General features: G+C 34.7%; 11 protein-coding genes. 3 read left to right on the forward strand and 8 right to left on the reverse strand.

From position 1 onward, the window contains the following. The first annotated feature begins 22 nt into the window (after positions 1 to 22). Entirely contained in the window at positions 23 to 1234 is a 1212-nt protein-coding gene (locus NBW37_RS04865; protein ID WP_250295960.1) for an MFS transporter, read from the forward strand. A gap of 31 nt (positions 1235 to 1265) precedes the next feature. Here NBW37_RS04865 and map read toward each other — a convergent pair whose 3' ends face one another. Continuing rightward, positions 1266 to 2048, reverse strand: coding sequence for a type I methionyl aminopeptidase (gene map / locus NBW37_RS04870; protein WP_250295961.1), 783 nt, complete (start codon positions 2046 to 2048; stop codon positions 1266 to 1268). A gap of 149 nt (positions 2049 to 2197) precedes the next feature. Next, positions 2198 to 3436 carry a cell division protein FtsA gene (gene ftsA / locus NBW37_RS04875; RefSeq protein WP_250295962.1) on the reverse strand — a complete coding sequence of 413 codons (1239 nt, stop codon included), beginning with the start codon at positions 3434 to 3436 and terminating at the stop codon, positions 2198 to 2200. 138 nt (positions 3437 to 3574) lie between these two features. Here ftsA and def point away from each other — a divergent pair, with 138 nt between their 5' ends. Further along, entirely contained in the window at positions 3575 to 4114 is a 540-nt protein-coding gene (gene def, locus NBW37_RS04880) for a peptide deformylase (RefSeq protein WP_250295963.1), read from the forward strand. Further along, complete coding sequence (locus NBW37_RS04885) at positions 4104 to 4940, forward strand: uracil-DNA glycosylase (protein ID WP_250295964.1); 837 nt, start codon at positions 4104 to 4106, stop codon at positions 4938 to 4940. The genes def and NBW37_RS04885 overlap by 11 nt, the downstream gene beginning before the upstream one ends. A gap of 32 nt (positions 4941 to 4972) precedes the next feature. Here the strand turns inward: NBW37_RS04885 and ubiA are convergent, their stop codons facing one another. The 6 genes from ubiA to NBW37_RS04915 all read right to left on the reverse strand — a co-directional run bounded on the left by ubiA (position 4973) and on the right by NBW37_RS04915 (position 12653). Continuing rightward, on the reverse strand, positions 4973 to 5839 hold the full coding sequence (gene ubiA, locus NBW37_RS04890; protein ID WP_250295965.1) for a 4-hydroxybenzoate octaprenyltransferase: 867 nt from the start codon (positions 5837 to 5839) through the stop codon (positions 4973 to 4975). 3 nt (positions 5840 to 5842) lie between these two features. Continuing rightward, complete coding sequence (locus tag NBW37_RS04895) at positions 5843 to 6241, reverse strand: ribosome-binding factor A (protein ID WP_250295966.1); 399 nt, start codon at positions 6239 to 6241, stop codon at positions 5843 to 5845. 9 nt (positions 6242 to 6250) lie between these two features. Next, positions 6251 to 8566 carry a translation initiation factor IF-2 gene (gene infB, locus NBW37_RS04900; RefSeq protein WP_250295967.1) on the reverse strand — a complete coding sequence of 772 codons (2316 nt, stop codon included), beginning with the start codon at positions 8564 to 8566 and terminating at the stop codon, positions 6251 to 6253. A gap of 9 nt (positions 8567 to 8575) precedes the next feature. Then, on the reverse strand, positions 8576 to 10138 hold the full coding sequence (gene nusA / locus NBW37_RS04905; protein WP_250295968.1) for a transcription termination factor NusA: 1563 nt from the start codon (positions 10136 to 10138) through the stop codon (positions 8576 to 8578). Positions 10139 to 10226: 88 nt separating this feature from the next. Then, a complete protein-coding gene (locus NBW37_RS04910) occupies positions 10227 to 11804 on the reverse strand; it encodes an efflux RND transporter permease subunit (RefSeq protein WP_370273177.1) in 1578 nt (525 codons plus the stop codon). Positions 11805 to 11826: 22 nt separating this feature from the next. Beyond that, positions 11827 to 12653, reverse strand: a protein-coding gene (locus NBW37_RS04915) for an IS5 family transposase (RefSeq protein ID WP_250295841.1) whose coding sequence is annotated in 2 segments (ribosomal slippage) — positions 11827 to 12266 and positions 12266 to 12653 — 828 coding nt in all. Because the reading frame shifts where the segments join, the coding sequence is not laid out codon by codon here. Positions 12654 to 12655 lie beyond the last annotated feature (2 nt).

Raw genomic sequence — 12655 nt, forward strand, 5'->3', positions numbered from 1 at the left:
CACACTCTGGATGTAGAAAATTATGCAACAAATAACAAAAGTAATATTTTCAAGTTTGATTTGTAACACTTTATTGTGGTATGACCACATGCTTTTCAGTCACCTAATAAGCATAATCGGAGATGTGTTTTTTCCATCAGATGATAAATTAGTCAGCATACTTAAGGCTTTTGCAGTTTTTGCAGTAGGTTTCCTGATAAGACCAATAGGTGCTGCTATATTTGGTCACATCGGTGATAAATATGGCAGAAAAATTGCCCTATTTCTTTCTATTATATTGATGACTCTGTCAACCGTATTAATTGCTTTTGTTCCAGGTTATCAAAGCATTGGAATACTAGCGTCAATGCTGGTAGTTTGTTTAAGGTTATTGCAGGGTATATCTCTTGGAGGAGAAGCAGGAAATGCACCATTTTTAATAGAACACGCTCCTAAAAACAAAAAAGGATTTTTTGGCAGCATTGAAGTATTAAGTGCAGTTCTTGGTTCAATATTAAGCCTGATAGCGGTACTCATATGCAAAAAAGTATCTGATTTTGAATCTTGGGGGTGGAGATTACCTTTCATTTTCAGTTTAGCAATGGGATTAATTAGCATATATATGAGATATATACTTGATGAAAGCCCAGAGTATAAAAGACAAAAAAATCCGTCTAAATTGCCATTAAAAGAGTTATTAAACAATTACAAAAAACCTTTTCTGATATCAGTTGGGGTTGATATAGTTGAAAACTCATCTCTTTACATATATCTGGTATTTTTCAATGTGCTTACATCAACAATAAATACTCATTTTAATCACACAGTAGAAATATTGAATCAGATTGCGCTTGGAGGATTGACTATACTATTTGCAATACTTTCTGATAAGGTAGGAAGAGAAAAAGTTATGAAGTTTGCATTTATAACCTTTGTGATAGTGAGTTATCCAGTTTTCTCAATGTTATGTAGTGGCAATTACTTACTCACTTTTACAGCACATATTCTTTTTATAATTCCAATAGCTGCATCGCTTGGCCCTGTCAGTGCATTTATGTGTGAATTATTTCCAACAAGGGTACGATACAGTGGATTTGGTTTATCAAGAAATATAGCTTCGGGATTTTTTGGTGGTCTTGCACCATTTATATGCACAACAATTATCAAAGTTACAGGACAAGAGACTTCAGCTAGTTTTTACATGATTTTCTGTGCACTAATTGGGTTAGTTGCTATATCACAAGTTAAAAGTTAGATTTTTTCGAAAACCAAGTGTTTAAAAAAATCTAATTATAAGGCGGGAAGTGCCAATTTTTAGGTGATAATGTGAATATTTCAGCACCATCTTTTGTTATCCCAAGCGTATGCTCAAACTGCGCAGAAAGTGAAAGGTCACGTGTTGTCACTGTCCAGCTATCTAATTTACTAAGCAGAGTTTCATGTTTTCCAGCATTGATCATTGGTTCTACTGTAAAAAACATGCCTTCTTTTAAGACAAGATCCTCATCTTCATCATAAAAGTGTACGACATTTGGTGGAGCATGAAAGACTTTTCCTATACCATGTCCGCAGTAGCTGCGTACGATAGAATATCCAAAATCTCTAATATATTTCTCTATAGCAAGCCCTATTTCATTTAACTTATTGCCGGGTTTAACTTGTTTAATTGCTTCCATCAATGCATGATAAGTAGCGTCACACAAGCGTTTTGCTTTTATTGATGGCTTGCCAACCCAAAACATGCGACTTGTATCACCATACCAACCATTTAAAATCACCGTGACATCAATATTTAAAATATCTCCATCTTTAAGTGGTTTATCATCGGGAACACCATGGCACACAACTGCATTTTTTGAAGTGCAAATCGATTTTGGATACCCCCTATAGTTTAGTGGCGCTGGAATTGCACCTGCATTGATTATAAATTCATGGCATAGATCATTTAACTCATTAGTTGTCACCCCTACCTTTACGTACGGTACAATGAAATCAAGAGTTTCAGCAGCAAGCCTGCCAGCCTTGCGCATAAATTCAAAGTCTTCTTGTGAGTGTATAGTTATGTTCATACTTTCCATGTCTTATTGTAATTAATGACGTCACGCTCCTTTACACTTACTCAGAAGTACATTAAACACAATGATTTTCCATATTGTGAAAATAAGCTTTATAGATCCTAGTGTCAAGTCATTTGTATGAAAGGTGGTAAAACAGAAATCTAGACTGTAACTTTTGATTTAACCCAATGGTACAACTTACTCATTTTACCATCTTGACCAAGCATTCCAGAGTTATTTTTATAAAAAGTGTCAACTATTAGCTTTATAGAACCTATAGCAGCAGAAAATACAGGATTTTTATTATACTCGCCATCAAGACCGCTACAAGACTCAGGGCACCCAATTCGAACTTGCTTATTGAATATATAGCCTGCAATTTCCTTCATGCTTGTGAGTTGACTAGTTCCACCTGTGATCACTACTTTATTAATTGGATCTTTCTGCTCTTGAAATTGCTCTCTTACCATTTCAAGTATTTCTTCAACTCTTGGTCTTATGATGTTAATAAGCTCAGATTTGAATACTTGAGTAGGTTCATCATTTTCACTATTTTGCACTGTAATATATTCGTTCTCATCTATTGAAGTTACAATAGTGCTACCATACAGTATTTTTATATACTCTGCACGTTCTATGCTTGTGCATAGCCCGTAAGCAATATCTCGAGTGATATGAACGCCACCAATTGGAACGCTGCTTGCATACACAAGTTTTCCTCTTTTGAAAATTCCAATTGCAGTGCACCCACCTCCTATATCAACAATAGCAGTCCCGAGCTCTTTTTCATCTCCACTCAGACATGCAAGACCTGCAGAATATGCAGAAGCAATACAACCTGCCATATTTAATCCACCATTATTGGTAATACAGTTTTCAATATTGGTAAGCGCTGGACGCGAAGCAGTGACAACATTAACATCAGCAGATAGTCTTTTTCCGTACAATCCACTAACCTCTTTTATATCAGTCATGTCATCCAAGTGATATTTCAGTGGTATATTGTGAATGATAACATTTTCTTCAATATATTTCTCAAACGTCTGAAAAACTACACGTTTTATATCCCGGTCAGAAATTTCATGATTAGCTGCAATAATTTCATTATGTACATTGAAAGATGAGATGCCACATCCAGCAATATTAACATATATCTGATCTATGGTTTCTTCTGACACTTGCTCAGCTAAGCTTATAGTTGATGAAATAGAATAACTTGCCTGTTTAACGTTAGTTATTGATCCACCGTTTACACCTTCTGCAATCTTATAACCCGTTCCTGTTATTTTATAGCTGAAATTGCTATTCATTTTAACAATTAGACAAATAATCTTTGTTGTACCTATGTCTAAAACAGCAAAAACGTTTCTCTTTGGTTTTGCTATTACTGCAGAGTACATTAGTTAACCTTATTACGCAATTTCATTTAAATTGTAGCTTTCTTTAATAATTTATATTTCTATTATAGATATAGCAACATTTTAATATACCCTAAATTCTGGACAAAAGGAAAAATAAAACATAGAATTATAATTTTTATGCCCATACTACCAATTGTAATTGCTCCTGATGAAAGATTAATTACGCGCGCCAGTGAAGTAACAGATATAAACGATAAAATTAAAGAATTAGTAAATGACATGTTCGAAACTATGTACGATGCAGAAGGTCTCGGCCTTGCTGCAGTGCAAGTTGGGGTGCTGAAGAGAGTTTTTGTTATGGACATTCAGCTCTCTCAAGCTGAAGACGAGCCAGTAGGATATGAATCAACTGGCAAATTTTGCATGATTAACCCTGAAATTACGGAATTATCCGATGAACAAGTAATTCTCAAAGAAGGGTGCCTTTCAATTCCAGAGCAAAGTCATGAAATTAGACGCCCAAAGTATTTAACTGTGAAATACAGAGACTTAAATAACGAAGAACAGACGCTAAAAGCTAGTGGTTGGCTTGCAAGGTGTATTCAGCATGAACTGGATCACTTAAACGGTATATTATATATTAGACATTTATCTAAATTAAAGTATGATATGGCCATAAAAAAAGCACAAAAGATCAAGAGGCACTATGAGCGATGAGGATTTAGAATTATTAAAATTTTACCATGAAGTGGGCGTTGATTGCACGCTAACAGAAGGTGAAGAGGAAGAGAATAATAGACTTGCAGAGTTCTCTGTCATCCCAACTGGGATCCAGAAAGAAGATAAAGATATAGATTCCAGCGTCACGCGCTGGAATGACACTAAAGGTGGAAAAGAGCCTAAAAATTTCTTTCCAAGTGACTGGATAATCGAAGCAAGGAAACTTGCAAGTAAATGTGGTAGTGTGGATGAACTAAGAAATGCAGTGAAGTCATTTGAAGGTTGTGAGATAAAAAAAACTGCAACTAATACTGTTTTTTCTGATGGCAATCAGAATGCAAAAATTATGCTTGTTGGTGAAGCTCCAGGAGCAAATGAAGACCTTCAAGGCATACCATTTTGTGGTGCAAGTGGAATGTTGCTCGATAAAATGCTCAGTGCAATAAATCTTGATCGCACTAAGGTATACATAAGCAATACCGTATTTTGGCGCCCACCTGGCAATAGAAAGCCAACCGACCTAGAGCTTGACATGTGCAGACCATTTGTAGAGAAGCATATTGCACTTATTTTACCACAAATTTTAGTTTTAGTTGGTGGAATTGCGTGTTATAGCCTTCTTGACAGCACAAAAACTATATCGAATTTGCGTGGCAGATTTCATACATATACTAACCAATATTTGTCCAATTCAATCACCACAGCTGCTATATTTCATCCAGCTTACCTACTTCGCCAACCGGCACAAAAACGTTTAGCCTGGGAGGATTTGAAGAAGATTAGGGAGTATCTTGATAACACCAATAACTGTACGAATACTTAACACCACTGGTGTCGCCGCAGAAACGAAAAACTCTAAGAGATAGAATTTACAATTCTATCTAAAAGGATGCCAAAGAAGAGAAGCAACCCTACGTAGGAATTATTTTTAAATATGGACATGCATTGACTGGGATCATCAGGATTGAAATTTTTGTATTGGCGGTGAAATATGAACCCTACAGCAAGTAGAGCAATATAAAAGATGTTATTTAATGATGATAAAATGCCAGCGTATAGCCATGCCATAAAAGATATTAAGTAAAATCTTTTCAACCAAGATTTTGTTGTATCACCAAAATATAATGCGGTAGATTTCATTCCGAGTTTTTCATCATCTTTTTTATCTTGATGAGCGTATATGGTGTCATAGCTAAGTGTCCAAAAGACGCATCCTATATAAAACAGTAAGGATTCTATACTGATCTGGTTTATTATTGCTGCTGAGCCCATGAGCGACCCCATATTAAAAGTAAACCCTAAGAACAATTGTGGCCACCAAACATACCGCTTTAGCAAGGGGTAGATAACTATCATGCACATTGAAATTATTCCAAGTATAAGAGTAGTTTTATTGGTTAATAATAAGATTACCAGGGCAATAGATAGTAACAGTGAAAGTAAAGCTAAAGCCTGCTTTATGTTTAATGCACCACTTGCAAGTGGCCTATATTTTGTTCGTTCAACATGTGCATCTATTTCCCTATCGAAAATGTCATTGATTATGCACCCTGCAGGTCTCATTAAAAATGTGCCTATAGTGAACAAAACAAGGAGAAAAAGAGCCTGATACGATAGAGAAGTTGAGGCTAAAAGAATACCGCTCAAACTGGGAAATAGCACAAGCCACAAACCTGTTAAACTGTGCAATCTCATTAATGAAAAGTAATGGTTGAAATACATTAATTAAGTGTGATTATGTAATATTTTGCTTACATTAACAAAATTATCGAACGCTAAATCAGGCTTGAAAACTAACTCAGGTATAAATCGCAAATCAACATAACACAGTATAGATTTACGTATCGACCATGCAGATTGGTTCATTTCATTAACAACAGTATTAATATCACAATTATTCTCAGAAGGATCTCCAGTGCGTCTTTTTTCTGAATCTAAGTAGTCAGCTACTTGAATATTCAATGAAGATAACACAATATATACATCTGCTTTTTTCAAATCTTTACTTAATTTTACGTCAGATACCGCTACATTTTTATTGAACACCTTACCTTCCATTAGGACTCTTGATATTGCTCTATGCAATACCGATGCTATTTTTAGGTTTCTAATTTCCTTTTTCATATCCAGCTACTATAACACCCTTTCTTCTTGCACTAATTGATAAGCTTCCAAAATATCTCCAACTTTAATATCGACATTACCCTCTAGTGATACTCCGCATTCAAAGTTTGCACCTACTTCTTTAACATCATCTTTAAATCTACGTAGTGCTTTTAACCTTCCTTCATGTACCAATTTGCCGCTGCGCATTACCTTAATTAAAGAATCTTTTTTTATGACTCCATCACTTACATAACATCCAATGATATTACCAGCTTTGGATACATTAAATATTTGTCTCACAGATGCAAAGCCAACACGAACCTCTCGTGTAACAGGCTTTAACATTTTAGTTAAATACATTCTCATGTCATCAATGAGCTCGTATATTATGTTATAAGTATGTATTTCTATACCTTTTTGTTTTGCCAAGTCCCTTATTTTTGAGTCCACTTTTACATTAAAAGCTAAAATTACTGCACTTGATGCTTCTGCAAGCAGCACATCTGAATCTGTTATCCCTCCTACTGCTTTGTGTAGGATATTTAATTTCACTTGGTCTTTACCGAGTTTATCAATTGAACTTGATATTGCTTCAATAGAACCAGTTACATCGCACTTTAAAACTACAGATAGTTCTTCTGTTTCGCTGTTATTACGACTGAATATATCTAAATTATTGTCGCCCAAATCTTCTTTCTTTTTCTTGACTAACTCTAGCCTGTATTCAACAATTTCACGCGCCTGCTTTTCAGAATTTACAACAACAAATTTATCTCCAGCATTTGGCACACCATTTAGACCAGTAATTTCAATTGGAGTGGAGGGTAATGCTGCTTTTTCTCTTTGACCAAGCATACTACGTACTTTGCTATATGTTGTACCAACTACCAATATATCACCAACCTTTAACGTTCCTTCCTCAACTATCAATGTAGCTGATATTCCTTTCGCTTTATCTATTTTGGATTCTATTACCCATCCAAGTGCTCGACAATCTTCTATTGCTTCTAGCTTCATTAATTCAGCGATTAACAAAATCGCCTCTTCTAGTTTATCTAAATTAGTTTTCTTTTTTGCTGATACTGGCACAATCATAACATCACCACCAAGCTCTTCAGGAATGAGATCATATTGAGGCAAACTATTAATTATTTTTTCTACATCACCAGGCTCAGATTTATCAATTTTATTAATAGCAACTATAATAGAAACATTTGCTGCTTTTGCATGATTTATTGCTTCAACTGTTTGTTTCATGATTCCATCGTCAGCTGCAACTACTATTACAACTATATTAGTAATATTGGCACCACATGCACGCATCGCAGTGAACGCTTCATGTCCTGGTGTATCAATGAAAGTAATTTTTTGCTTATCTTTTGTTGTTATTTGATAAGCACCTATGTGTTGAGTTATGCCACCTGACTCTCTTTCTGCAACATTAGATTCACGAAATGCATCGAGCAATGAGGTTTTACCATGATCGACGTGTCCCATAAAAGTGACGATTGGTGGTTTAGGTTTTTTAGGCAGGCTTTCTCTGCCTTCTATAAAAAATAAATCCTTTTCTTTGTTGGCATCGCTCACTCGTTTGGCCGTATGATTAAATTTTTTCACTATTTCACATGCTATATCTGGATCCACCAGATCATCTACTCTATAACTCTCACCAACTTCTTCTTTGAACATTTTTAGCACACTCTTGCTATCTTCTGCCATACGAATAGATAACTCCCTGATAGTGATTTTGTCTGGTACAATAACTTCTCTTGATATATTTTTACCCTTAGTAAACTTTGACTTTCTACCTCTTATACCAAACCTTTGCTTAAATACAGGGGGTTGTTCAGTTTTTTCATCTATTGCCTGTGCAATTACCAGTTTAGAATGCTTAGAATATATATCTTTGTTGACCTTAAAAGACTTTTTATCGTCGTCCTCATAGTCAATACTGTCTTCTTTTGGTTCAACTAAGTGGGTATTACTTAAAACTTGCTTATCTATTTCCTTAGATAAAGCGTCCGCTTCATTTTTCTCGTCAATCTCTTTATTGCTGTCTTCTTTTGCTGTTTTCTCTTTTTCTTCTCTCTGATTTCTTTCTTTCAGCAAAGCAGCATTCTGCACAGCATTAATGCGAAAAATTTGTTCTTTCTCTGTTAAAGAACCTAATTTACTCTCGTCAAATAAATTATGTTCTTCTGCATCATGAGATTTTTTTCTTCTTTTTTTTACTACTGTAGCTCCAGTACTTGGGCTAGCTGAAGAGTTTAAATTGAGGTCTAATTTAAGCTTGCTTAAGCCTTGGAGCGTTAATTTCTTATCACTGATATCTTCATTATTCATATTATTTTATTATATTAACCCAAGCTTTTTACGTGCTTCTATGATTATTGAATCTACTGTATCTTTTAGATCTTCTTTGCTATCTGATGAGGAAGAGAGTATGCTGCAAAACTCATAACTTGATAAATCTGCTATGTCCTCTAAAGTCTTAATATCATGCTTACTAAGAGCAATTTTATTGTCTATTGATAAAGTTAAATTGATTACATCATCTTCCATACCTAAACTTTTTAGCTCCTCTATTTTTCTATCATTTTCTGCTTTCAGGTACTTATTTGCTCTATTATGAAGTTCGTTTGCAATATCTTCATTAAAGCCCTCTATTGAAGCAAGCTCTTTAATTGAAGCGCTGGATATATCTTCTACACTTGAAAAACCTTCTGTTACCAATAGCTGACCCATAATCTCTTCTAAGTTTAAAGCTTCAGCAAATAAAGCTGAACATTGACTAAGTTCTTTACTTCGCCTTTCTGATTCTTGCTGAGTGCTTAATATCTCAATTTTCCATCCAACAAGCTCTGAAGCTAATCTTACATTCTGGCCCTTTTTTCCTATCGCTAAACTCAATTGATCTTCAGCAACTATTAACTCTATGCAATTTTCATTTTCATCAATAATAACCTTCGATACTTCTGCAGGAGTAATGGCTTTAATAACAAATTGACCCAAATCTGAGGAGTAATTTATAACGTCAATTTTTTCACCATTTAATTCGTGTATAATAGTTTTTATTCTATCTCCCTTAACTCCAACACAAGCACCTACTGGATCAATGTTCTTGTCGGGAGAGAAAACGGCAACCTTAGATCTTGAGCCAGCATCTCTAGCTATACCTTTAATTGTCACTAATCCGTCAGCAATTTCTGGTATTTCTTGATTTAATAATGCCTCCAAAAAGCCTTCATGAGTCCTAGAAAGAATAATTTGACGTCCATCATCAGAGCGCTTAACAGTCTGTATGTAAGCTTTAACCTTATCGCCTTCACGAAATGATTCACCACCAGTTAAATTTCGCAATGGAAGATATGCCCTAGTGCCATTTATGTCTATAATAAGATCTGAATATTCTACTTGTTTAACAATACCATACCTTATTTCTCCCACCTTATCTTTAAATTCCTCATATTGCTTTTTTGATTCTTCATCTTTAATGATTTGAGCAATCTTTTGCTGTGCAATTCTTGCTGAAGCAAGATCAGTGTTAAGAGAGAGCAATTCACTAATAGTATCTCCAATTTTTGCATCTCCTTTTATTAATTTAGCTTGTGTAAGCGTAATTGATTCACACTCAGTATTCTCTTTTTCATTTGATTCATCATCAATAACTTTTAGTTTTCTATATGAAGTAACTTTGCCTGTGTTTCTATCTATATCAACTACAATTTTGCTTTTGCTACCATATTTTTGATGAGCCACTGCTTCTATAGCACTTTCCAGTGCCTTTATTACAACATCAAAATCTAAACCTTTTTGAAGTGAAAGCTCTCCTGCTGTTTTTATTACATCAAGGCTTCCAACTATGTTATTCTTGTTACTTTTCTGCTTAACACTGCTTTTACGATTAGCAATCATAATAAATAAATCCAATGTAATTAGTTATAATTATAGCTCCAACGGGCAAAGAATGCTATCCTAAATGTTAAATAATTGCTAATTTAAGTCAAGTTTTTTCGTGTCTTTGCATAACAAGCAACGCAGGAGTAAAGAATAAAGTTAAAACCGTTGCAGCCAATATTCCACTTGCTATGGTTGTTGAAATGTCAACCCACCACTGGCTTGATGGAGCATCATATGTGATTTGTAGCGTAAAAAAATTGATATTTAACCTGGTAATCATCGGTATTAAACCAAGAACTGTGGTTGCAACGGTAAGCAATATTGGCCTAACGCGAGAAATTGCAGCGTTTATTACACATCGCTTGATGTCATTTTTGTGTACCTTAATTTGGGTGTGAAAGGCATCAAGCAATAGTATGTTATTATTCACTATAATTCCTGCCAAAGCAATTATCCCCACTCCACACATAACGATTACGAAAACTTGTTGAATAAGAAAGAAAACAAAAAACACACATGTTGTGGATAAAAACACTGCTGTCATTACGATAAATGTATGGTATACATTATTAAACTGTGTCACTAATACCAATATCATTAGTGTAATCGCTAATATAAAAGCCTTTAACAAAAATGCTCCTGATTTTTGTTGATCTTCTTTGTCACCTTTAAAATTAATTTCTACTTCCTTGTCCCAATCTGGGGCAATAGAATTCTGAATGAATTTTATCCTTTCATCAACAAGATAGCCAGTATCCAGGTCAGCAGAGATTGTCACTGTGCGTGATCCATCAATCCTGTTTAGTTTGTTTACCTTTTTTTCTGGAGCATATTTTACTATATTGCTCATAGGATACGGGCCGTTTACTGTATTGATAAAAAGATTATCTATAGTCTTCATGTTGCGGTCCTTTCTGGGGAAACGGAGTACAATATCGATTTCTTCATCCGTGTTATTTGGTCTATATTTTCCAATCAACACTCCATTTGTAACCATCTTTATAAAATCGCCAATGGTTGCAACACTTACTCCAGAACTTATAGCTTTACTCTTATCAACATTCATATTCCACTCTATTTCAGGTGCTGATCTGCTATCTTGAATATTTATAAACCCGGATGAAGGTTGGTCCATAATTTTTAGAATTTTCTCTGCTGCTAAATTCAGATTGGATGCACTTCCGCTGAGGTTAATTTGTATTGGCTTGTCAGCCGACGGTCCTGACTTTTTTTCTTGAACATCAATTATTACTCCTTTCATGTCTTGCACACTGCTCCTTATATCATTTAGTATGTGCTTAGCTTTGCGCCTGAAGCGCCAATCCATAAGTTCTAGTTGAATTCTGGCAATAACGTTGTCTGAAAATGCTCCTGATCTAGCATAAGAAACATGAATTTCTTTTTCAACACTCAAAATGCGCTCTTCTACTTCTTTTAGTATCAAGTCTCGTTCTTTGGCTGATAAGCTTTCTTTTGCTTTAACACTGATTAAAATATTATCTGAATCCACTTTCGGAAAAAACTTTACTCCAGGGCCAAAAGTAAAGTACAGCACACTAAATGAAAACAGGACGAATACAGTAGCGCATACAAATTTTTTAGGATAATCTAAGACCTTTTCTAGCATTCGTACATAAGCTCTTATTATAGGTCCAGCGCTTTTTATCTCACCACTTTCGATAGCATTAGACTTCTTTCAAAATTCATGAAAGGAGCTCTCTATTGTGAATAGAGGCAATCAAATTAAATCTTAAGCCAAAACGTTTTCGTCGATTTCTATATCTGTCAGAAATGATTTTAAACCTTTTCAATAAGCCGATTACGTTTTCAACTACCACTCTTCGTATAGAGAGAGATCTATTTTCTGCTTTTTTCTCCTTTGATAAAGGATTCTTTTTTGATCTTCTATGTGGTAATTCAACATTTTTATGTATCTTTTGCATTCCTCTGTAACCAGAATCAGCTAGGATCTTAGTTTGCGGTAATATTGCTATCTTTGATTCTCTAAACATCCGAAAATCATGTTTTCTACCATTGGAGAAAGATGTACATACGACCTTTTTACTCTTCTTCTCTGTTACTATTTGTGTTTTTATAGTATGCCTTTTTTTCTTTCCAGAGTAAAAGCGCTTTTGCTTTTTTTTGGCCTTTCTACTGCTGTTTCAGTTCCATCTATTACCAAAACTTCGTATTCTACATTACTATTTAATAGATCTTTTTTTCCTGGTAATGCAAAATCTGGATGTTTTATTAATGTGTCTTCTACCCACCTTATTATTTTAAAACAGTTGCTTTCACTCATGCCATAACTTTGTCCTATATGAAAATATGTACGATATTCTCTCATATATTCCAGTGCCATAAGTAATCTATCTTCTATACAAAGTTTGCTTTTTCTTCCACTTCTAGCTTTTTTCCTTTTATCCTCCTCATCTAGAATTTCTACCATTCTCTTAAATGTTGATTTTTTTACCCCCGTTAAACGTCGAAACTTTTCTCCTTCTAACTTTTCTATTTCCTTATATTTCATGC

Source organism: Wolbachia endosymbiont of Oedothorax gibbosus (assembly GCF_936270145.1).
Lineage (GTDB): Bacteria > Pseudomonadota > Alphaproteobacteria > Rickettsiales > Anaplasmataceae > Wolbachia.

Coding starts and splice junctions, on each gene's coding strand:
- NBW37_RS04865 (WP_250295960.1), top strand. CDS start 23: ATGCAACAAATAACAAAAGTAATATTTTCAAGTTTGATTTGTAACACT.
- map (WP_250295961.1), bottom strand. CDS start 2,048: ATGAACATAACTATACACTCACAAGAAGACTTTGAATTTATGCGCAAG.
- ftsA (WP_250295962.1), bottom strand. CDS start 3,436: ATGTACTCTGCAGTAATAGCAAAACCAAAGAGAAACGTTTTTGCTGTT.
- def (WP_250295963.1), top strand. CDS start 3,575: ATGCCCATACTACCAATTGTAATTGCTCCTGATGAAAGATTAATTACG.
- NBW37_RS04885 (WP_250295964.1), top strand. CDS start 4,104: ATGAGCGATGAGGATTTAGAATTATTAAAATTTTACCATGAAGTGGGC.
- ubiA (WP_250295965.1), bottom strand. CDS start 5,839: ATGTATTTCAACCATTACTTTTCATTAATGAGATTGCACAGTTTAACA.
- NBW37_RS04895 (WP_250295966.1), bottom strand. CDS start 6,241: ATGAAAAAGGAAATTAGAAACCTAAAAATAGCATCGGTATTGCATAGA.
- infB (WP_250295967.1), bottom strand. CDS start 8,566: ATGAATAATGAAGATATCAGTGATAAGAAATTAACGCTCCAAGGCTTA.
- nusA (WP_250295968.1), bottom strand. CDS start 10,138: ATGATTGCTAATCGTAAAAGCAGTGTTAAGCAGAAAAGTAACAAGAAT.